This is a genomic window from Paenibacillus sp. fava2, assembly GCF_058313675.1.
Window position 1 is genome coordinate 1,935,139 of the sequence record NZ_CM177755.1, and the last position, 20,826, is coordinate 1,955,964.

Below are 20,826 nucleotides of genomic sequence, written 5' to 3' on the forward strand. Positions count from 1 at the left end.
TCCTAAACCAAAAAAGTCAATTTTGTTATATTATAGCGCACAACTTTTAGATTGTCTCAGGCCAGCCCCGCAGGTAAGATCGGATTAGAAAAAGGAGTGATTTCAATGTCAACGCATGAACAGCTTATCAGGCTGCTTCCGGGTGAATACTGGTGGGGCGGACGTGCCGCAGACGGTAAAAGCATGCCTTACGGGACTGAGCTGTTCCGGGCGGATCTGGATGAGCATCATTACGGAAACCAGGCCAGCCCGCTGCTGCTCTCAAGCCTGGGGAGATATATCTGGAGTGAAGAACCCTTTGAATTTCTATTTGAGGACGGGTCTGTAACGGTAACCGGGAAGGGGGAGCTGATAGCCGGAGAGGGCTGCGGCAGCTTAAAAGGGGCGTTTGAGCATGTATCCCGCAGCTATTTTCCGCCAGCCGCCGGCATCCCCGAAGAGCTGCTGTTCACCGCTCCGCAATATAATCTGTGGATCGAGCTGCTGTACGAGCCGACCCAGGAAAAGGTGCTGCAGTATGCCCGCAAGGTGCTCGAGCACGGACTGCCGCCGGGTGTCATCATGATCGATGACAACTGGCATGAGCCTTACGGCACCTGGACCTTTCATTCCGGAAGGTTCCCTGATCCGGGCAGGATGGCCCGGGAGCTTCATGACCTTGGCTTCAAAGTCATGCTGTGGGTCTGCCCGTTCATCAGCCCGGATTCGCGCACATTCCGCCAGCTTGAGCCTGCCGGCATTCTGCTGAAGGACCGGGAAGGCAAGACTGCCCTGCGGAAATGGTGGAACGGCTATAGTGCGGTTCTGGATTGTACAAATCCTGATGCGGTGAAATGGATTCAGGAGCAGCTGGATACCCTGCAGCGGGAGTACGGAATCGACGGGTTCAAGCTGGATGCCGGCGACACCGAGTTCTATGAGCCGGATGATCAGGCTTTTGTTCCGTCCACACGCAGCGGACACAGCGAGGCCTGGGCCAGAGCCGGCCTGAAATACAGGCTGAACGAGTACCGGGCCTGCTGGAAGCTGGCCGGACAGCCGCTGGTTCAGCGGCTGAAGGATAAGGGCCATGACTGGGACGGGAACGGGCTGGGCGCACTGATTCCGGACGGGCTGGCCCAAGGCCTGCTGGGCTATGCGTACACCTGCCCCGATATGATCGGCGGAGGGGAAATCGGCAGCCTGACCTCAGCCATGATCGATCCCGAATTATTCGTCCGGTATGCCCAGTGCTCTGCGCTGTTCCCGATGATGCAGTATTCCGCTGCCCCGTGGCGGGTGCTGGATGAGGAGCATCTGGCCATCTGTGTAGAGGCAGCAAGGCTGCATACTCAGTTCGGCGGCGAAATTCTGGAGCTGGCCCGGCACGCCTCCGTCACGGGCGAGCCGATTATGCGCCACATGGCGTATGAATTCCCGGGCCAGGGCCTGGAGGCCGTTAAGAACCAGTTCATGCTTGGCAGCTCTGTACTGGTTGCCCCGGTCATCCAAAAGGGAGGCAGACAGCGCCGTGTAATATTCCCGGAGGGCACCTGGACAGGAGATGACGGCAGCATCGTTACCGGCCCGGCCGAGCTGGAAATCGACGTGCCGCTCAGCCGGCTGCCTTATTACCGGAGGGGCTGACTCTTCCCGGGCTGCTGCGCAGCAGCTGTAAATGACCGTAGAACAATTCACAGATAGCCGCCCGTGTGGTTTGGTTAATAAATGGTATGTCTTTGGACAACCTATTACCTAACACGGAGGAAATGAGGCGATAAGCATGTCAACTTTGAACAATAGCCATCAGGAGGCCGTCGAGACGGTCCGCAAGCTGATTAAGGACATTGATACGGCGATGTTCACCACGATTTCACCTGAAGGTCTGGTGTCCCGGCCGATGAAGACGCAGGAGGTAGAGTTTGACGGGGATCTGTGGTTTCTGACCAAGCGGGATACCAGCAAGTTTGATGAGATCCTGCACGACCCGCGGGTTAACGTCGTATACGCTGATAAATCCTATGTCTCCATCCGCGGTGTAGCCCGGATTGTAACGGATGTAGCGAAGAAGAAGGAGTACTGGAATCCGGGCTATGAAGCCTTTTTGAAGACGAGCTATGATGATCCGGAGGTCATTCTGATTCAGGTGCATGCGGAAGCGGCAGAGTATTGGAAGAGCGGCAACCTGGCTGAGAAAGTAACCTATATGTTCAAAAGAATAACCAATCAGGACACTGAACATTCTAACCTCAACCAGACCGTTGAACTGGAATAGCACTGAACAGGACAGCATGACAAGAAGGAGCTCCGCTTTCGCAGCGGGGCTCCTTCTGTTTGGTTCGGGACGGTATACTTTATCCGTCTCAGATTTTGAATTGATTCACGATCTTTTGGAGATCATCAGCCAGACTGGCTAATGCCTGGGCTGATGAAGAAATTTCCTGCATGGAAGCCAGCTGCTCTTCAGTTGCAGCAGAGATGTTCTGCGAGAGGGAAGCAGAATCCTTGGCCACGCTGCTAACCTCTTCAATAGAGGTATTCACGTTCACGGCACCGCCGGCCAGCTTCTGCAGAGCCTCGGAAATGTCTCCGATCTGGTCAACGAACCGGCTAACCGCCTCATCAATCTTCCGGAAGGAGCTGCCGGCATCATTTACGACGTTTAGCCCGGCATGCACTTCTTTTGAAGCGGTATCCATCGTATGCAGGGTTGTTTCTGTATCCTGCTGGATGAGATGGATAAGCTGCGTAACCTGCTCAGTTGATTTGTTCGACTGCTCGGCCAGCTTGCGTACTTCACCGGCTACGACCGCGAAGCCTCGGCCATGCTCTCCTGCTCTGGCTGCTTCAATCGATGCATTCAGCGCGAGCAGATTGGTCTGGGCTGAAATTCCGGAGATGACACTAATGATCTCCCCGATTTCAACAGAGCGGCTATTAAGGCTGTTAACCGCTTCAAATAGGCTGGTTACGTTCGTGGAGATCGAATTCATCTGCGACGTAACCTCTGTGATAGCCTGATTACCTTCCAGCGACATCCTGGAGGCATGCAGTGCATCCTGCTTCATTTGTTCCGTATGATCAGCAATGGTCCGGGTGTAGCCTGTCATGTCTGAAATAGATACCGAGGTGTCCCCGACAATATCTGCCTGTTTCTCGGTACCGGATACAAGCTCCTGAACCGTCTCCGCGATATGCCCGCTTGCATGGCTGTTCTGTTCTGCGCTTGCACTGAGCTCTTCGGAGGTTGAGGCGACAAAATGGGAGGATTCCTGAACGGTGCTGAAAATAGACTGCAGCTTGCCGGTCATTTCATTAAAGGAGGCGGATAGCCCGCCGATCTCGTCTTTGGAGACATAGCTGCTTTTTACGGTAAAGTCACCATGCTCGGCTTGCAGCAGCAGGCTTCTTACCTCTTTGACCGGTCTGACAATCATGCGCGAAATCAGCAGGCCGAGGAAAACAAGCAGCAGGAGTGTAGCCATCATGACGGATGAGGCTATAACCGTAATCCGGGTGGCACGGCTCTGATTCTCAGCATTAATTGCCCCGGCTCCTTCAACCTTGGATTGCTGCAGGGCTTTTAGTGTATCATTGACCAGCTTGCGCTGAGATTCCACCTCTTCTGTATAGACTATATAGGCCAGCTCATTTTTATTCTGTGAGGCTAATTCAATGACCTGAAGTCTCGAAGCTTCCAGTGCTGCTGCCTGCTCATGATACTGGGTTATAAGCTGACGCTCCGCTTCCCGGAGATGTGTCGCTTCAATCTCGCCGATCATGTCATTAATTTCAGCCCAAGCGGAAATAATTTCTTCATTTAATTCTTTTATACGGTCAGTATTTTTGGTTGTCAGCAGCTCAAGTGTATAGGCATCACTTGCTCTGGCGTTGATCCGGATCTGCATAACGGTTTTGAGCGGGATAAGATTCTCCTCGTACATTAATGTAGATTTATCGGCCATTATATTCGTGTAGACCTGCCCGATTGTTCCGATGGTAAGCAGAGATGCTGCACTCACCAGGATGAGAATCATAAGCTTTTTTGCAATACCCAGGTTTTTTAACAGTCTCATACAGGATGTCCCCTTTGTTTCTCTATAATGTCAATTATTTTAACAAAATATATATCGTCAGATTACAGCTGATTGTTGAGCAGATAGAGGAGAATTCCGGGGCTTCTGTAGTGGATAAAAAGAGAACGGGTATCCATCCCCCGGGCGGAGATGAATACCCGTTTCTTGAGTGCTGCTATAGCTGCATTAGAAGACTGGCTGCTGCAAGAAACCTTAACGCTTTACCGCTCTCAGGCGGTAGGTGCAGCTGGAGAAATCGCCGCGCAGATCGGAGACGACGAGCCCGATGCGCATCAGGCGGTCGCCGCCGTAAGGCGTTCCGCCGAAGGCCGGCTGGAACGGGGCTGTGCTGTCGGCTGCTACTGTAGCCGCACCTCCATGGCTGTCTGTATTGTCGGCTGCCCCGGTCTCCAGCACATAATCCAGCTCAGGATTAAGTCCCTTAAGCACAAGCCGTGCTATTGGAGCATTAGGCTTGGCGAGTACACGGAAGTACGCTACGAATGCTTCTGTCTTGTCTTCGCTGACAAACATCCAGGCTGTATCGCCGCTGCCCTCGAACGGGCTCATCAGCCGGTACATATCCCCTTGCTGGACAAGTGTACGGATCTCTTTATATTGGGCTATCTGCTTGGCAGCCAGGTTCTTTTCTGCTTCGGTGAAGGCAGTCAGATCCAGCTCGTAGCCGAAGTTGCCGCTCATCGCCACGTCGCCGCGGATCGCAAGCGAGGTTGTGCGCTCAACCTGATGGTTCGGCACAGCGGAGACATGTGCGCCCATGCTGCTGGCCGGGTACACAATGCTTGTGCCGTACTGGATCGCCAGACGCTCGATGGCATCGGTATCGTCACTGGTCCAGGTCTGCGGCATGTAGAACAGCATGCCCGGATCGAACCGGCCGCCACCGCCGGAGCAGCTCTCGAACAGGATTTCAGGGAAGCGCGAGGTCAGGCGCTCCATCAGATTATAGAGACCGAGCATGTAGCGGTGGGCGGTTTCCTTCTGCCGCTCAGGAGCTGCCGCAGCAGAGACAATCTCGGTCATGTTGCGGTTCATATCCCACTTGACATACGTAATCGGTGCGCTGGCGAAAACTGCGCTCAAGGTTTCATACAGGTATTCGCAGACCTCCGGACGTGAAAGATCAAGAATCAGCTGGTTGCGCGCCTCGGTACGGCGGCGCCCTTCAGCATGCAGACACCAGTCCGGGTGCTTGCGGTACAGCTCGCTGTCCGGCGAGACCATCTCCGGCTCCACCCACAGGCCAAACTGCAGGCCTTCTGCATTTACGCGGCCGGCCAGGTCAGCAAGACCGCCGGGCAGCTTGCGGCTGTGTTCGAACCAGTCGCCGAGCGAGCTGTCGTCGTTGTCGCGCTTGCCAAACCAGCCGTCGTCGAGCACGAACAGCTCGATGCCGAGCGGACCGGCTTCTTTGGCGATGGCGGTGATTTTATCGGCGTCAAAGTTAAAATATGTGGCTTCCCAGTTGTTGACCAGGATCGGACGGGCTTTGTCGCGGTGAACGCCGCGGCTCAGACGGGTCCGGTACAGGCGGTGATAGGTGCGAGACATGCCGCCGAGCCCTTCGCCGGAATAGACCAGTACCGCTTCCGGCGTCTGGAAGGTCTGGCCCGGCTCCAGCAGCCAGGAGAAATCAAACGGGTTAATCCCGATGTTCACACGGGTTGTGCCGAACTGCTCCACCTCGGCAACAGCAGCGAAGCTGCCGCTGTAGACCAGGCTGAAGCCGTATACATCACCGTGGTCTTCATCCGCTCCGTGGCGCAGCAGGGCCATGAACGGGTTAACCTGATGGCTGCTTGAGCCGCGGCGGCTCTCCAGCGCTACTGCGGCGCCCGGCACAAGTGCACGGCGCTGGATGTGACGCTCTCTTACCCAGGCTCCGCTGAGGTGAAGGGTATCATAGGCGGAGTCGGCAAAATCAACCGAGGCGCTCAGCGCCTGCTCCAGCCGCAGCGGCTCCGAGCCGCCATGCTCGAAGTGTACGGAACGGGCAATCGCGCTGTGATCAGCGAAAACGGTGTACAGCAGCTTAACGGTAAGCCCCGCGTAGTCATCCTTCAGGGTAAGCTCCAGCGTCTGTGCTTCATCATCGCTCTCAGTATAGACAGCGGGAAGTCCTTCAAGAACCGGCTTGCCGGAAGTAATAGCATAACCTGCATATTTCAGTTCTGTAATCCGGCTGCCGTCGGCAAGCTGGGCCTGGTAAGCGGGACGGCGGAAATCACTTGTGCCGTACTGCGGATACTCCTGAGGCAGGGCATCCAGCGAAAGGGACGGTTTGCCCGGCACCGGATTCGGAGAAAACGATGAACGCTCGCGGATCTGGAGCGCATCGGTCAGGGTGCTGTCATGGCGGAGGCGTGATCCCCAGTAAACGTGGGAAGGATAGCCTTCGATGAGTTGGATAATATAGCTGGTACCTTTGGATTGAAGATGGAACAGGCCAAGCGATTCGTCAACGTAAATGTTCATGCTCATACCTTAATTCTCTCCTTGTCAATGTAAGATTAATCTGCTGCCGCTCCGCACGTTCCGCGGACGATCAGCTTCGTGCCGATAATCGTATGCGACGGTGCTTCGCGGCCCTCGAACCGTTCGGCAAGCAGCTGAACGGCAGCCTTGCCCATCTGCTCGGGATAAGCGCGGATTGTGGTCAGCGGCGGCTGGACATAAGCCGCCATCTCGATATCATCGAAGCCGATGATAGCCATTTCCTGCGGCACCTGGACCCCGTGCTCATGCAGGGCGCGCAGGGCCCCGACCGCGAGCGGGTCGCTGGCCGCGAAGCAGGCAGTCGGCCGCTTTGTGCCCGCCAGCAGCTCGTCCATCATCCGGTAGCCATCGGCGCTGCTCCAGCTGCCGGTGCGGAGCAGCGCGGGATCGTAACAGCCCTGCTGCTGCATAACCCGCCCGAAATGATGAGCCCGGCGTTCCCCGCTGTCACCCCCGCCGATAAAGGCAATATCCCTGTGGCCGAGGGCAAACAGGTGGCTGAGTGCCTGGTCCACCGCCTGCCGGAAATGCGTCCGCACAGAATCATAGTCAGAGCGTTCCCGGTACTGGTCAACCAGCACTATAGTGTCGGGATCGGCATGCAGCCCTTCGATGTCTTTGAGATCGAAGCCGCCGACAACGATTAGGCCGTCGCCGGGCCGGAGCAGATGCTGCGGCGCCCGGCCGCGCAGCGTCTGGCCGAGCCGCATGCCCAGTTCCTCACAGCGCAGCTCCACTCCGCGGCGGATGGAGCCGTAATACGGGTCATCCCGTTCTTCCTCGGGGGAGCACCAGAGCAGGAGTGAGACAGTTTTGCTGCCGAGCTCGTTGTCCCTCTTCAGCTGCTTCAGCCGGGCAGGCTTGTAGTCAAGCTGCTCCGCGACGGCAAAGATCCGGGTCCGCGTATCCTCGCTGACAGCCAGGGTCAGGTCGTTATTTAATACCCGCGATACTGTAGCTGCGGATACTCCCGCTTCACGGGCGATATCTTTAATCGTGGCCAAGCTGCTCCCGCCTTCTTGTTTTAGTTAATAAATTTACTAAATAATAATTACGCTTTTATCCTATCACCCGGACGATGAACTTTCAAGCAGACTTTTCGCGGAGAATGGGGAGACAGGCCTGCTACGCTGACAGCTTCTAAAGCCTGGGGGATTATGTTACCATGTTGAATATTCATTGGAGGGCGGAGGAGAACTGGCTTGAGAATTCCAGTATTTATCGGTAATTGGTTTGGACGGCTCCGCTTTAAAAGCAAGGTGATTGCGATTTTTCTGCCCCTGCTGATTTTGTCTCTGCTTATTCTGGGCGTATTGTCCAGCCATTTATTCAGCCGCTCGCTGATTGAGCGGACGACGCGCAATGTTGCGGACGAATCCCAGCTGATCCTATCGCGCACAGATTATATTTTGCGCAGTGCAGAGACTGCGGCCAATATTATGGTCACGAATATCAACCGGCTATATGAATCCTATCCCGCTGCCCGGACGCTTCCGCTGGAGGAGGTGCGTTTTGCCAATCTGATGCAGAGCCGGCTGTCTACAGACCTGTCCATTTTCCGGGAGGTGGATGCCGCGGTCTTCGTCGGCAAAGACGGTACGGTCTACCCGTCCTATGCCTCCGGCGGTGAGGAAGCAGGAATTGCTGCAAGCGGTATGCTGGAGAAGGTACAGGCTTCCGGCAGCTACGGCGTGTCCCGCTGGTTCGGGATGGAACAGCGCAATTTTCTGACTCCCGACCCGGCGGCCCCGGTCCTGACACTTGGCAAAATGGTCATAAATATCGACAGCGGCGAGACGCTGGGCACTCTATTTTTAATGATCAGGGAGGAGCAGCTGTCAGCTTATTTGCAGTCGAGTGATCCGGCAGCACCCAAAGCCTATTACTTCGTGGATGAGCGCGGGCGCATCGTGGCTGCAGCGGATAAGGACAGCCTGCTACAGCCGGCAGAGCCTGCAGTGGCTGCCAAAATCGCAGAAGCCGGCGGATCGGACGGGGAAGCGAGCTTTTCCTATCAGGAGGGCGGCAATCTGGTTACTGTCAGCCCTTACGGCCGGATGGACTGGGAGCTGATCAATGTCGTATCGCTGAAGCTGCTGACGGCAGATGTGCAGCAGAATGTACGGCTGACTGCGCTGGTCGGTGCACTTTGTCTGATTTTTTCCCTGTTCGGGGCCAATTTGCTCTCCCGGATGGTGGCTGGTCCGCTGGAGCGCCTGACCCGGGCCATGCGGCAGGTGGTGAGCGGTGATCTGCGGCCGGTTGCTGCAGCGAGAACAGAGGATGAGATCGGGACGATTGCTGAGGCGTTTAATTTTATGGTCGGCCGGGTCGGCGAGCTGCTGGTCACGGTGACGGAGGAGCAGAACCGCAAGCGGGAGTATGAGCTGGCGCTGATCAGCGCACAGATTAAGCCGCATTTTTTGTATAACACACTGGATACCATTTATGTGCTGAATGAGCTGGACCGCAATGAGGAGGCGCGGGATACGACCAAGGCGCTGGCGGATTTTTACCGGATGGTGCTCAACAAGGGCAGAGAGCTGATTATTCTGGAAAAAGAGGCCCAGATCACCGACGATTATCTGGCGATTATGCAGATCCGCTACCCTGACGTATTCCGCTATGAAATCGACATTCCGCCCGAGCTGTCAGGCACGCCGGTTCCGAAGCTGTCGCTGCAGCCGCTGGTGGAGAATGCGATCTATCACGGGCTGAAAAAGAAAGGCAGCAAAGGCTTCATCCGGATTCAGGCCGGTGTTGCCGGAGGGAAGGTGGTTGTTCAGGTAACAGACAACGGGGTGGGCATGAATGAAGAGCGGATCGAGGCGATCATGTCCGGGCATTCTCCTGAAGAGGAGACCCGGTCGATCGGAACTTACAGCGTACGGCAGCGGCTGAGCCTGTATTTCGGCGAGGAGTACGGGCTGACGGTGCGCAGCACTGCGGGTGAAGGAACGGTAGTGGAGCTGTCGCTGCCGCTGCTTGGAAACGAAAAGAGGGATGTGCACGATGTACAAGGTGATGATTGTTGATGACGAGCCGCTGTTCCGCGATTTTCTCAGGCTCAAAATGGACTGGCAGCGCCACGGCTTCCAGGTATGCTGTGAAGCGAGGAACGGGCAGGAGGCTTTGGCGGAAGCGGAGAAGCATCAGCCGCACCTGGCGCTGGTAGATATCAATATGCCGTTTATGGACGGCATTGAGCTGGCGGTCAAGCTGAAGGACCGCTTTGAGCGGATCGTGATTGTGTTCATTTCGGGGCACAATGAGTTTGAGTATGTGCAGAAGGCGGTACGCACCGGCGTGCAGGATTATCTGCTCAAGCCGTTCAACGAAGCGGAGATGACCGAGATGCTGGAGCGCATCCGGCCGAAGCTGCCGCGCTTGTCCGGCGGCCGCGAGGCCGGCCCGCAAGTAGAGGACAGCGGGACGGAGGGCCGTACCGGACAGGAGGCGCAGGAGCTAGGCGCGGTACGCGACGCAATCGTGCTTGGGCTGCGAATGAAGGATGCTGACGTGCTGGATGAGGTGCGCAAAGCCGTAGGCCGGCTGCGGAGCAGCACCTGGGGAGGCGAATATGCGGATGCGATGATGATGGGGCTGCTGTCGCTGGCGTTAACGTTTGCGGGGGAACGCGGCTTTGCGTACAGCCGGGTGTGGGACAGCGGGGAAGATCAGGCGCCGTATGACAGGTTGAAGGCCTGTGCAACCTGGGACGAGGCAGAGGATTGGCTGATCGCCCTGTACCGCAGGGTGATCCAGCTGACGGAGGATGTGAAGCCGACGAAGGCGTCCAGCCTGTTCAGCGCTGCTATCCGGTATATCGAGCAGCATTATGCGGATGCAGACTTATCAGCCGAACAGGTGGCGGGCGGCGTCTATGTCGATTCCAGCTATCTGCGCCGCATCTTCCGCAAGGAATCCGGCCACTCCATTGTTGACCACATCACCCATATCCGCATGAAAAAAGCACGGGCCCTGCTGCTGGAAGGCAACCGCCGATTGGCTGATATCTCTGAGAGTGTCGGCTACGCGGACCCTAACTATTTCAGCAAAAGCTTCAAAAAGCGCTTCGGCGTGACGCCGACCGAATATGAGCAGCTGGTGAGGAAATAGCCTTGTGCGGTGCGGCGGGTGCATCTACTGGCCGGGTTGGCAGGCAAGCGATGGCAGCAGCGGGTGCGTTGTCTGGCTGGGTTGGCAGGCAGGCGGTGGCAGCGGCGGGGGCGTTGTCTGGCCGGGTTGGCAGGCAGTGGCAGCGGCGAGTGCGTTGTCTGGCCGGGTTGGCAGGCGGTGGCAGCGGCGGGTGCGTTGTCTGGCCGGACGGCAGGCGGTGGCAGCGGCGGGTGCGTTGTCTGGCCGGACGGCAGGCAGGCGATGGCAGCGGCGGGTGCGTTGTCTGGCCGGACGGCAGGCAGGCGATGAAAGCGGCAGATTAGTTGTCTGGTCATTCGGTAGGCAAGCGGGCTGGCTGGGGAGCTTGCGGGCACGGAGACTGGGGGGGGAGGGGACCTATGAATCCGGCCGGAGCTGTGACAGGGACAAAGTGATTGTAGAGCCTGGTGCCAGTGGCAAAATGAGAGGCAAAAATGCCTTTGATTTCGCCGGAAGTGGGCAAATGGGCGAAATGAAAGGCAAAAATGCCTTTGATTTCGCCGGAAGCGGGCAAACGTGCGAAATGAGAGGTAAAAATGTCTTTGATTTCGCCGGAAGCGGGCAAATGGGCGAAATGAGAGGCAAAAATGCCTTTGATTTCGCCGGAAGCGGGCAAACGTGCGAAATGAGAGGCAAAAATGCCTTTGATTTCGCCGGAAGTGGGCAAACGTGCGAAATGAGAGGCAAAAATGCCTTTGATTTCGCCGTAAGCGGGCAAACGTGCGAAATGAGAGGCAAAAATGCCTTTGATTTCGCCGGAAGCGGGCAAGTAGGCGAGATGAAAGGCAAAAATGCCTTTGATTTTGCCGAAAGCGGGCAAATGGGCGAAATGAGAGGCAAAAATGCCTTTGATTTCGCCGGAAGCGGGCAAGTAGGCGAGATGAAAGGCAAAAATGCCTTTGATTTCGCCGAAAGCGGGCAAGTAGGCGAAATGAAAGGCAAAAATGCCTTTGATTTCGCCGGAAGCGGGCAAACGGGCAAAATGAGAGGCAAAAATGCCTTTGATTTCGCCGGAAGTGGGCAAACGGGCAAAATGAGAGGCAAAAATGCCTTTGATTTTGCCGTAAGCGGGCAAACGGGCAAAATGAGAGGCAAAAAAGCCTTTGATTTCGCCGGAAGCGGGCAAACGTGCGAAATGAGAGGCAAAAATGCCCTTGATTTTGCTGAAAGCGGGCAAGTAGGCGAGATGATAGGCACAGTATGTGCGCTCAACCTTTACAAGCATTGCATTCCGTCACCCTCACAGGGGTGACTTTCTTTTTTGTCCCGTTTTTTACGGGTTAGGCCCGTTTAGTGCCTTAAGATCGGCCGGGGTCCGGGGCTATAATGTGAATGTGGCAAAGACAGGATAGCCTCAAGACATATATTCGTACGAGGGGGATTCAACTATGAACAAACAGCGCAAAGGTTTAAGTGCACTAATGATAACGCTTTCCATGACACTGGTGCTTTCAGCCTGCGGAGGAGGCAACAATACAGCTTCTGAAAACAATGCCGCTGCCAATACGCCTGCTGAGGGCGGCGCAGTAAAACTGAAGGTATACGCCCAGCATTTTGACGATGATACAAAGGGTCCGTTTGACTATGCAGTAGCAGAGCTGAAGAAGGAAATGCCGGAGGTGGAGATCGAGCTGGATCCGGCGGTGCAGGACGGCAACCAGAAGCTGAAGACCTATGCCGCAACCGGCAACATGCCTGATATTTACTTCACGGATTGGGCGACACTGCAGACTTTTGCCAAATCCCAAAATGTAGAAGTTCTGGATGATTACGAAGCCACCACCGAATACAAAAACAGCCTGAACCCGGGCGTGGAATCCCGCCTGATTGCCCCGGACGGACATGTGTACGCGTATCCTGACACCGGCATCGAGTTCCAGGTGATCTATTACAACAAAACCATCTTTGATGAAGTAGGCATTGCCACTCCGATCAAGACCTACGATGAGCTGGCTGCTGCAGCCGGTAAATTGAAGGCAGCGGGCTATGTGCCGATGTCGATTTTTGCCAAAGAAAAATGGATTACCTCCGCGTTCTACAACGGTCTCGTAACCCGTGAGGATGCTGCCGGATTTGGCGCATTGGATCAGCAGGGGCTCACGGAGCTGCCGCAGGCATTCGTGACCGCAGCAGAGCAGATGGAAAAGCTGCAGCAGGCCGGACTCTTTGACGCCAACGCAACGAATACCAACTATGACCAGGCTTCTTCCCAGTTCTACCAGGGGCGTGCAGGAATGTTCGTCAACGGCCAATGGGAAATCTACAGCTCGGCTGAAAAGCTCGGTGACCAGGTAGACTGGATGTACTGGCCGGCTAAGGACGAAGCAACCTACGAGGCATCCAAATACAACATCGCCGGAGCTGGATCCCCGCAGGGCTATGCAGTATCTCCGGCAAGCGAAAACAAGGAAACTGCAGTAAAGGTAGCCGCCTTCCTGGCAGCCAAATCGGCAGAGTATAAATATACCCAGCTGGGCAGCCCGATCGTTTCGCCTAAAACCGACAAGCCGATCGCGTCCGATGTGCCGGTTATGATGCAGCGGATTGCTGATGAGCTGCTGCCAAATGCCAAAGAATATGCGAAGCTGCTGAGCAACACCCAGATCCAGAACGCAGTGAACGACAACACCCAGAATTTGCTGGTAGACGGATTTACCGCAGAAGATTTTATCACCAACCTGAACCGGACGCTTAGCAAAGAAAATCAGTAATTTAGTTATTCTGATGCAGTCCCGACCCTGTGGCCCATGCCCCGGGGTCTGGCTGTAACGGAACAAGGAGGGAACGAACCGCATGAATAAGTATTTGGGAAATAAACCGGCATTGGCGCTCTTTCTGCTCCCTGCCCTGTTATTATACAGTGTTATCCTGATCTATCCTGTACTGCAGACCGTATTCCGCAGCTTTTATGACTGGGACGGTCTGAGTACTGCTACCTTTGCTGGCCTGGCGAATTACCGCGAGCTGTTCAGTGATCCGCTGCTGGGAACTTCGCTTAAGAACGGGGCTTTGTTTGCCCTGGTACTGGCTGTGTTTCAGATTGGACTCGGCACCATTCTGGCGCTTGTGTGCGCGAATCCGCGGGTTCGCGGACGCAAGCTGCTCAAAACGGCGTATTTTATCCCCGTGGTCCTGTCGGTTACCGTTGTCTGCCAGCTGTGGATCGCCATGTATGACCCGACGAACGGGCTTGTGAACAAGCTGTTCGATGTACTGGGCATCCCTTATCAGCAGAACTGGCTGGTTTCGCCGACACAGTCGATTATTGCGATCGCTTTTGTCAACGCCTGGCAGTTCATGGGCTATCAGTTCTCGCTTTTGTATGCCGGCGTGAAGGCTGTTCCTGAGGATTACTTCGAGGCTGCGACGATTGACGGCTGCGGTAAATGGCGGGCACACTGGCATGTTACCCTTCCGCTGATGCGCGAGACATTCAAATTCTGCTTCACCATCGCCATTACCTCCGGGATCGGCGCGTTCGTGCAGATGCTGATCATGACCAACGGCGGCCCGGGCACGACCAACTACACGCTGACCTTTATGATTTACCGGTATGCTTTTATGGAGAGTAACTATGGTTATGCCTGCGCCGTATCAGTCCTGCTCGTGATGATCTCGCTTGTGGCGACGGTTGTAATCAACAAAGTATTCGACCGCGGACAGCACGCCTAATGGAAAGGAGCACAACATGAACCCAAAAACAACAACATTCCGGTCCATCGGCAGTTTCCTGCTGCAAATTCCGCTGTGGCTGTATTTTATCGTATCGGTGTACCCGCTGTTCTGGATGATTTCCTATTCTCTGAAAAATAATGACGAAATCTTCGTTACCAACCCGTTCGGGTTCCCGACCCATTTCCGGTTTGAGAACTATGTTAATGCCTGGACACAGTTTAATATTCCGCGCTATTTTATGAACAGCTTCATCGTTTCCATTATATCTACACTGTGCATTCTGCTGCTGGCGCTGATGTTCGCATTTGCTGTAGCCCGGATGCAGTGGAAGTTCCGCTCGGCGGTAAGAACGTATATGATTGTCGGGATGTTTATGCCGCTGCAGGTTATTATGATTCCTTTGGCCATTCTGGTGCGTGATTTCCACCTTACAAATACCTATGGGGCGCTTATCATCCCCTACATTGCTATCGGTCTTCCGTTCTCAACAATGGTGTTCTACGGGTTTCTGGTGAGCATTCCCCGGGAAATAGAGGAGGCTGCCTGCATCGACGGAGCGAGTATTTACCGGCTGTTCGGCCAGGTCATCCTGCCGCTGGCGCTGCCGGCGATCGCTACGATTGCGATTTTCCAATTCCTGAACAACTGGAACGAGTTTACCCTGGCGTATATTCTTATTTCGGATGAAAATATGAAGACACTGCCGCTGGGACTGCTCTTTTTCCAGGGCTCCTACAGCACGGACTGGGGAGCGATGGGGGCGGTCATGACGATTGCTTCGGTTCCAATGGTGCTCGTCTATCTGCTGCTCAGTGAGCAGGTGGAGCGGGCGATGACGGTGGGGTCGGCGGTAAAAGGCTGATTGTTCCCGCAGAGTAGAGTTGCTGGACTATAAAGTTAATAGCCGGACTTTAAGATTGGGAGATCTTAAGGTCCGGTTTTTTTGTTGAAGCCCCGCTGCTGCTGACCCTGGACGCAACCCCAACCCCAACCCCAACCCCAACCCCAACCCCAACCCCAACCCCCGACCAATTCCTATCCCAACCAAAGCTACCGGTCATAGAGAATATCGCCTTTGCTACAAAAAATCACCTTGACGACGGGAAACGCCAAATCTATAATCAAACCAAACGGTCGAAGAACGTCCCGTACTCCAAGCTTATTGGGGTGCGGGATTTTTTTTTGTTGGAGAGGAGAAAGGGATAATGGGATTTTCGGAGGAGCATTTAAAATGGATTGATTTTCATAAGAAGGGCAGGAGCGGTGAAAGACTGGACCGCCTTGTGCGTGGACACGGGCACGGTGAAAAGATGTTTGTTGAGCAGGTATGGTGGCCGATTTTTGGTCATATGAATGATCTGCATCCTGAGTATGAGGTCTCGGACTGGCGGGGAAGGCCGTACTTTGTTGATTTTGTGTGGAAACGGGGGCAGATCAAGGTAGCTATAGAGGTAAAAGGCTATGGCCCGCATGTGCAGCAAATGGACCGGACGAGGTACAGGCAGGAGCTCAACCGGGAAACTTATCTGCAGATAGCGGGTTATCAGGTAGTTTCGGTTCCCTATGATGATTTAGAATCGGCACCGGAATTGACAATCTCGCTGTTTAAGTCCTTATTGGCTCCAAGTCTGCTGATAAATACTGATGAGTTAGACCATCAATACACCCGACTGGAAAAAGAGATTATGCGTATAGCGGTACGTTGGGACGGGCTAATCCGTCCTGCAGATCTGGTAAGAGGGCTGGGGGTTCATCCGCGCACTGTCCGTAAATCCTTAACCCGGTTGTGTGAAAAGGGGAAACTAAGGCCTGTCCCGGCTAGCGGAAGCAGCAGGGTCTGCCGATATGAGTACATTCCTTCTATGATGGATAACGGAATATGGTAGAGTGAGGCCGGACGCCAAAGTGAGAGGCACAAATGCCTCTGATTCGGCTGAAACTCGGCTGGATGACGAAATGAGAGGCACAAATGCCTCTGATTCGGCTGAAACTCGGCCGTACGCCGAAATGAAGGGCAAAAGTGCCTCTGATTCGGCCAAAAGTCGGCCGGACGCCGAAATGAGAGGCACAAATGCCTCTGATTCGGCTGAAACTCGGCCGTACGCCGAAATGAAGGGCAAAAGTGCCTCTGATTCGGCCAAAAGTCGGCCGGACGCCGAAATGAGAGGCACAAATGCCTCTGATTCGGCCAAAAGTCGGCCAAATGCCGAAATGAGAGGCACAAATGCCTCTGATTCGGCCAAAAGTCGGCCAAATGCCGAAATGAGAGGCACAAATGCCTCTGATTCGGCCAAAAGTCGGCCAGACGCCGAAATGAGAGGCACAAATGCCTCTGATTCGGCCAAAAGTCGGCCAAATGCCGAAATGAGAGGCACAAATGCCTCTGATTCGGCCAAAAGTCGGCCAAATGCCGAAATGAGAGGCACAAATGCCTCTGATTCGGCCAAAAGTCGGCCAAAAGTCGGCCAAATGCCGAAATGAGAGGCACAAATGCCTCTGATTCGGCTGAAACTCGGCCGTACGCTGAAATGAGAGGCACAAATGCCTCTGATTCGGCTGAAACTCGGCCGTACGCCGAAATGAAGGGCAAAAGTGCCCTTGATTCGGCCAAAAGTCGGCCAGACGCCGAAATGAGAGGCACAAATGCCTCTGATTCGGCCAAAAGTCGGCCAGACGCCGAAATGAGAGGCACAAATGCCTCTGATTCGGCTGAAACTCGGCCGGATGCCGAAATGAAGGGCAAAAATGCCCTTGATTCGGCCTAAAGCCGGCCAAGCCGTAATCTTTTCCTTCTATATAATACAGTCTAGTCCAAGAGCTTCGCCGCTGAGCCGAATACCATGCTACTATATTCAATCTACAATTGAAGAGGTGGTATAAATGAAGCGGAAGTCAGCAGCGGGGAAGCGGCGTACCCGGCAGCCGGGGACACGGTTAATTTCCAGGTTAAACGCCGGCTTAAAAAAGAAACGGAGCAGCTCTCCTCCACGGCCCGGACAACCCAAGCCAAATCCTAAGCGCACAGCAAAGGCCTACACCGTGGATTTTGCCGTGATCGGAGACAGCCATGTGGGTTATGCGAACAGCTCAGCTATCTTCAAAGACTTGTTGCCGAAGGCGGCGGGGAGCGGGAATAAACGGTTTTTCATTTTTGGCGGAGATAATACGCAGGCCGGGGCGAATCACGGGAATAATGCGGATGCATATTACAGCGATTTTAAAAACACAGTCACCGCTACACTCGGCAGCACTCCCTACAAAGCATCTATCGGAAACTGGGAGGCCAGCACCCGTCCGCTGTTCACGAAGTATTTGGGAGCGGTAACAGGGAGAATGAATTTTCCGGGAACTCAGGGGCTGGTCCGGTATGTGTGGCTGGATTGCGCGCTGGGGAGCTTTTCGGCCGATAGCATCAATCTGCTCAAAAACCTGGACGACCGCTACTATTATATAATCGACTTTCACTGGCCGCTCCAGATCAGCGGGATTACAGTGGAACCCAGCCATGTGCTTAGCACCGCGGAGACGGCGAAATTTTTTGCGGCGATACCGGATAAAGCGAGGGATAAGGTGCTGGCTATTTTCACCCATCACGGCCACAAGTTCTTCCGCAAGCTGAGCAATATTTACCCGGGCTTCACCAAGACCAAATTTTTCGTGACCGGCTGCTCCGGCGATTATAAATGTAAGCCGACCGGCGACCGGGGGTATTACAATGGGACACTGAGCATTAACGGCTCCGCTGTCACAGTGGATGCGTATAGAGTAACTGTATGATGCAGGCCGGCTATATGTACTGATCTATATGTCCCGAACTATATGTCCCGAACTATATGTCCCAAACTATCTGTCCCGAACTATATGTACTGAACTATAATTGCCGAACTATACGTACCTAACAATATCTACTGAACCCAAGCTCCGCGATGCGGGGCTTTTTTTATTGAAGAAAATGGCGTTCCCGCAAAGTACCTGAGTCTGCATCCACGAGAACCTCAGATTGCGGCTTTTTTTGCTTTTTCCGGTTAAACAATGTGCCCTTAACGATCCGCCAAAATGACAACCGGAGGGTCTGAAATGAACAATCCTGCACCGCAAAGCCAGCAGCAGCAAGGGTTTCAGACTGGTAGTAAGATGACTATAGACGGCAATTCCGCAGCTAAACTATATTGGTGGCAGAGCAAGCAGCTGCTGCCCGAAGGTGCTGTACAGAAAGAGGATCCTGTCTGTGCGGCTTTCAAATGAATACGCTTTCCTGTACATGATGAGGTGAAATCCCAATCCAAGGAGGCTGTATCAATGGTATCTATTCTAAAAAAACGCCTTGCGCTGATGTGGTTCCTGTGCGCGAGCCTGCTCCTTTCATTATTGATAAGCGGCGGTGCGGCAAGTGCCGAAGGGACGCCGGGAACGGTAGCTTTTCAGTCTATAGAAGCGAAGCCGATGGTGGCCCTGATGGGCAGGGGAACCAATCTCGGCAACACGTTCGAAGGGAACTGGAACAGCCAGAGTTATCAGGATGTGAAGAACACGGTGGACGCTTTTATCGCTGCGGGCTACACGAACATCCGGATTCCGGTGAACTGGGGCGGACGGGGAACGAAATACGCTTCGACGGCGGATGAGCAGGGGCATTTCTCAGCCAGTGCCCCGAATGTAGCAACGGTAAAACAACTGGTGGATTATGTCCTGAATGATGTAAATACCGTACGGCAGAGCCAGAACAAACAGCCAATCATCCTGATCATCAACACGCATCATGAAGAATGGGCGATGGGCGCGCTGCAGGGGGAGCCTGCTTTTGAGAGCAATATGCAGAGGCTGGAGACGATCTGGACGGGAATCGCCGGGCTGTTCAAGGATGCGCCGGAGACGCTGCTGTTCGAGCTGTTCAATGAGCCGCATCTGAGCATGAACACCGGGGCGGCGGCCAAGGCAAGTGTCATCGAGCTCAACAAACGGGCGTATGCGGCAATCCGCAGCTTCACCGTTAACGGCACGCAGCCGCACGCTCAGCGAAATCTTATTTTTGGCGGATACAACTACAACAGCGCTTGGGGCCTGTATGATACGTACCGCAATCCGCTGGACCTGCCGGGTGAGGGAGAGGACCGTTTTGTCATCGGCACCTACCACTCGTATTATCCGAATCTGGCAGACCATCTGAAGCGGGTAGACGATGTAAAAAGAGAGTTCGCAGACGTGCACGACATTCCGGTATATATGGGCGAATTCGGGTACGAGCACCGGGGTGTTATCACCGATACGCTGCTAGATTCCTACCGGCAGATTGCGAGTAAAGCGGTCTCGGGGGGATTTGCCTTCTCGGTATGGGATGACAACGGCTGGTATCAGATCTATAACCGCTCGACCGGGCAATTCAACGCATTGAAGGATCAGGTGCTGTATCCCGGCAATTGATCCTTAGCAATGCTGGAAATGGGGAAGGAACATGGGAAATCCTATCGCGGCTTCCAAGCCGACAATAACAAATGTGTACCGCAGGCAGAGGCTGAGACGGATGGTCCGCAATAAATGGCTGTATATCATGCTTCTGCCCGGGCTGCTGTATTTTATTATTTTCAAATATGTACCGATGTACGGCCTGCTGCTCGCCTTTAAGAATTACCAGCCTTTTCTGGGCTTTGTGGACAGTGAGTGGGTGGGGCTGAAGCATTTTAACCGCTTTTTCGGGGATCCGCTGTTCTGGAAGCTGCTCAGCAATACGTTCATTCTGGCCGCCTACAACATCCTGTTCTTCTTTCCGCTGCCGATCATTCTGGCGCTGATGCTGAACGAGCTGCGCTCGCAGGCCTACAAAAAATGGATTCAGACGATGGTCTACATCCCGCATTTTATGTCCTGGGTCGTCATCGTTTCGATTGCCTATCTGTTCTTCACCACCGAAGGCGGTCTGGTCAATGAGGCGATTGCCTCCATGGGCGGGGAAAAGGTCCAGTTCCTGCTTAGTCCCGGCTGGTTCCGGACGTTCATAACGGGTGAAGTGATGTGGAAAGAAACCGGGTGGGGCACGATTATCTTCCTTGCGGCGCTGGCCGGAGTAGATACACAGCTCTATGAAGCTGCCAAAATCGACGGGGCAGGACGCATGCGCCAGCTCTGGCATATCACCCTTCCGGCCATCCGCTCCACCATTATTATTCTGCTGATCCTGCGGCTGGGGAATTTTCTCGATACGGGGTTTGAGCAAATCTTCCTGATGCTGAACTCGCTCAACCGTGAGGTCGGTGAAGTGTTCGATACCTATGTGTATACCACCGGGATATCGCAGGGAGAGTACAGCTACAGTACAGCGGTCGGCTTGTTCAAGTCCGTGGTCGGTCTGGTGCTGGTATTCGGCTCCAACTTTATAGCCAAACGTTTTGGCGAGGAAGGAATTCTCTAAGCAAATCATCCGAAA

18 protein-coding genes are annotated in these 20,826 nt (G+C 54.4%); 15 read left to right on the forward strand and 3 right to left on the reverse strand.

Going from position 1 to position 20,826, the window contains the following annotated elements; genetic code table 11:
* Positions 1 to 105 precede the first annotated feature (105 nt).
* Both AC4G46_RS08085 and AC4G46_RS08090 read left to right on the forward strand, forming a co-directional pair.
* Positions 106 to 1,626, forward strand: coding sequence for a glycoside hydrolase family 31 protein (locus tag AC4G46_RS08085; RefSeq protein WP_491127477.1), 1,521 nt, complete (start codon positions 106 to 108; stop codon positions 1,624 to 1,626).
* Positions 1,627 to 1,762: 136 nt separating this feature from the next.
* Positions 1,763 to 2,254: a pyridoxamine 5'-phosphate oxidase family protein gene (locus AC4G46_RS08090; protein WP_491127478.1), complete on the forward strand. Its 492-nt coding sequence runs from the start codon at positions 1,763 to 1,765 to the stop codon at positions 2,252 to 2,254.
* Positions 2,255 to 2,342: 88 nt separating this feature from the next.
* Here AC4G46_RS08090 and AC4G46_RS08095 read toward each other — a convergent pair whose 3' ends face one another.
* The 3 genes from AC4G46_RS08095 to AC4G46_RS08105 form a co-directional block, all read right to left on the reverse strand.
* Positions 2,343 to 4,055: a methyl-accepting chemotaxis protein gene (locus tag AC4G46_RS08095; protein WP_491127479.1), complete on the reverse strand. Its 1,713-nt coding sequence runs from the start codon at positions 4,053 to 4,055 to the stop codon at positions 2,343 to 2,345.
* Positions 4,056 to 4,268: 213 nt separating this feature from the next.
* A complete protein-coding gene (locus AC4G46_RS08100; protein ID WP_491128818.1) occupies positions 4,269 to 6,551 on the reverse strand; it encodes an alpha-galactosidase in 2,283 nt (760 codons plus the stop codon).
* A 35-nt stretch (positions 6,552 to 6,586) separates the two neighbouring features.
* Positions 6,587 to 7,576: a LacI family DNA-binding transcriptional regulator gene (locus AC4G46_RS08105; protein ID WP_491127480.1), complete on the reverse strand. Its 990-nt coding sequence runs from the start codon at positions 7,574 to 7,576 to the stop codon at positions 6,587 to 6,589.
* Positions 7,577 to 7,774: 198 nt separating this feature from the next.
* Between AC4G46_RS08105 and AC4G46_RS08110 the strand changes: the two genes are divergently transcribed.
* The 13 genes from AC4G46_RS08110 (at position 7,775) to AC4G46_RS08170 (ending at position 20,811) form a co-directional block, all read left to right on the forward strand.
* The gene (locus tag AC4G46_RS08110) at positions 7,775 to 9,607 is read left to right on the forward strand and encodes a sensor histidine kinase (protein ID WP_491127481.1); all 1,833 of its coding nucleotides are present in this window, start codon (positions 7,775 to 7,777) and stop codon (positions 9,605 to 9,607) included.
* Entirely contained in the window at positions 9,585 to 10,691 is a 1,107-nt protein-coding gene (locus AC4G46_RS08115; RefSeq protein WP_491127482.1) for a response regulator transcription factor, read from the forward strand. Before AC4G46_RS08110 ends, AC4G46_RS08115 begins: the two co-directional genes overlap by 23 nt.
* A gap of 4 nt (positions 10,692 to 10,695) precedes the next feature.
* Complete coding sequence (locus AC4G46_RS08120) at positions 10,696 to 11,982, forward strand: hypothetical protein (protein ID WP_491127483.1); 1,287 nt, start codon at positions 10,696 to 10,698, stop codon at positions 11,980 to 11,982.
* 136 nt (positions 11,983 to 12,118) lie between these two features.
* A complete protein-coding gene (locus AC4G46_RS08125) occupies positions 12,119 to 13,441 on the forward strand; it encodes an ABC transporter substrate-binding protein (protein WP_491127484.1) in 1,323 nt (440 codons plus the stop codon).
* Positions 13,442 to 13,523: 82 nt separating this feature from the next.
* Positions 13,524 to 14,402 carry a carbohydrate ABC transporter permease gene (locus AC4G46_RS08130; RefSeq protein WP_068727966.1) on the forward strand — a complete coding sequence of 293 codons (879 nt, stop codon included), beginning with the start codon at positions 13,524 to 13,526 and terminating at the stop codon, positions 14,400 to 14,402.
* A gap of 16 nt (positions 14,403 to 14,418) precedes the next feature.
* Entirely contained in the window at positions 14,419 to 15,267 is an 849-nt protein-coding gene (locus tag AC4G46_RS08135) for a carbohydrate ABC transporter permease (protein WP_491127485.1), read from the forward strand.
* 343 nt (positions 15,268 to 15,610) lie between these two features.
* Positions 15,611 to 16,291: a hypothetical protein gene (locus AC4G46_RS08140; RefSeq protein WP_491127486.1), complete on the forward strand. Its 681-nt coding sequence runs from the start codon at positions 15,611 to 15,613 to the stop codon at positions 16,289 to 16,291.
* A gap of 19 nt (positions 16,292 to 16,310) precedes the next feature.
* Complete coding sequence (locus tag AC4G46_RS08145) at positions 16,311 to 16,886, forward strand: hypothetical protein (RefSeq protein WP_491127487.1); 576 nt, start codon at positions 16,311 to 16,313, stop codon at positions 16,884 to 16,886.
* 47 nt (positions 16,887 to 16,933) lie between these two features.
* Entirely contained in the window at positions 16,934 to 17,170 is a 237-nt protein-coding gene (locus tag AC4G46_RS08150; protein WP_491127488.1) for a hypothetical protein, read from the forward strand.
* Positions 17,171 to 17,285: 115 nt separating this feature from the next.
* Entirely contained in the window at positions 17,286 to 18,182 is an 897-nt protein-coding gene (locus AC4G46_RS08155; protein ID WP_491127489.1) for a metallophosphoesterase, read from the forward strand.
* Positions 18,183 to 18,482: 300 nt separating this feature from the next.
* Entirely contained in the window at positions 18,483 to 18,650 is a 168-nt protein-coding gene (locus tag AC4G46_RS08160) for a hypothetical protein (protein ID WP_491127490.1), read from the forward strand.
* A gap of 54 nt (positions 18,651 to 18,704) precedes the next feature.
* Positions 18,705 to 19,826, forward strand: a complete 1,122-nt coding sequence (locus AC4G46_RS08165) for a glycoside hydrolase family 5 protein (RefSeq protein WP_491127491.1) — start codon at positions 18,705 to 18,707, stop codon at positions 19,824 to 19,826.
* A 31-nt stretch (positions 19,827 to 19,857) separates the two neighbouring features.
* A complete protein-coding gene (locus tag AC4G46_RS08170) occupies positions 19,858 to 20,811 on the forward strand; it encodes an ABC transporter permease (protein ID WP_039871186.1) in 954 nt (317 codons plus the stop codon).
* Positions 20,812 to 20,826: the final 15 nt, after the last annotated feature.

Excerpts from the sequence above, each read along its gene's own strand:
- AC4G46_RS08140 (WP_491127486.1), top strand. The coding sequence starts at position 15,611 with ATGGGATTTTCGGAGGAGCATTTAAAATGGATTGATTTTCATAAGAAG.
- AC4G46_RS08090 (WP_491127478.1), top strand. The coding sequence starts at position 1,763 with ATGTCAACTTTGAACAATAGCCATCAGGAGGCCGTCGAGACGGTCCGC.
- AC4G46_RS08160 (WP_491127490.1), top strand. The coding sequence starts at position 18,483 with ATGAACAATCCTGCACCGCAAAGCCAGCAGCAGCAAGGGTTTCAGACT.
- AC4G46_RS08135 (WP_491127485.1), top strand. The coding sequence starts at position 14,419 with ATGAACCCAAAAACAACAACATTCCGGTCCATCGGCAGTTTCCTGCTG.
- AC4G46_RS08100 (WP_491128818.1), bottom strand. The coding sequence starts at position 6,551 with ATGAACATTTACGTTGACGAATCGCTTGGCCTGTTCCATCTTCAATCC.
- AC4G46_RS08115 (WP_491127482.1), top strand. The coding sequence starts at position 9,585 with ATGTACAAGGTGATGATTGTTGATGACGAGCCGCTGTTCCGCGATTTT.
- AC4G46_RS08095 (WP_491127479.1), bottom strand. The coding sequence starts at position 4,055 with ATGAGACTGTTAAAAAACCTGGGTATTGCAAAAAAGCTTATGATTCTC.
- AC4G46_RS08170 (WP_039871186.1), top strand. The coding sequence starts at position 19,858 with ATGGGAAATCCTATCGCGGCTTCCAAGCCGACAATAACAAATGTGTAC.
- AC4G46_RS08085 (WP_491127477.1), top strand. The coding sequence starts at position 106 with ATGTCAACGCATGAACAGCTTATCAGGCTGCTTCCGGGTGAATACTGG.
- AC4G46_RS08165 (WP_491127491.1), top strand. The coding sequence starts at position 18,705 with ATGGTATCTATTCTAAAAAAACGCCTTGCGCTGATGTGGTTCCTGTGC.
- AC4G46_RS08125 (WP_491127484.1), top strand. The coding sequence starts at position 12,119 with ATGAACAAACAGCGCAAAGGTTTAAGTGCACTAATGATAACGCTTTCC.
- AC4G46_RS08130 (WP_068727966.1), top strand. The coding sequence starts at position 13,524 with ATGAATAAGTATTTGGGAAATAAACCGGCATTGGCGCTCTTTCTGCTC.
- AC4G46_RS08150 (WP_491127488.1), top strand. The coding sequence starts at position 16,934 with ATGAGAGGCACAAATGCCTCTGATTCGGCTGAAACTCGGCCGTACGCC.
- AC4G46_RS08155 (WP_491127489.1), top strand. The coding sequence starts at position 17,286 with ATGAAGCGGAAGTCAGCAGCGGGGAAGCGGCGTACCCGGCAGCCGGGG.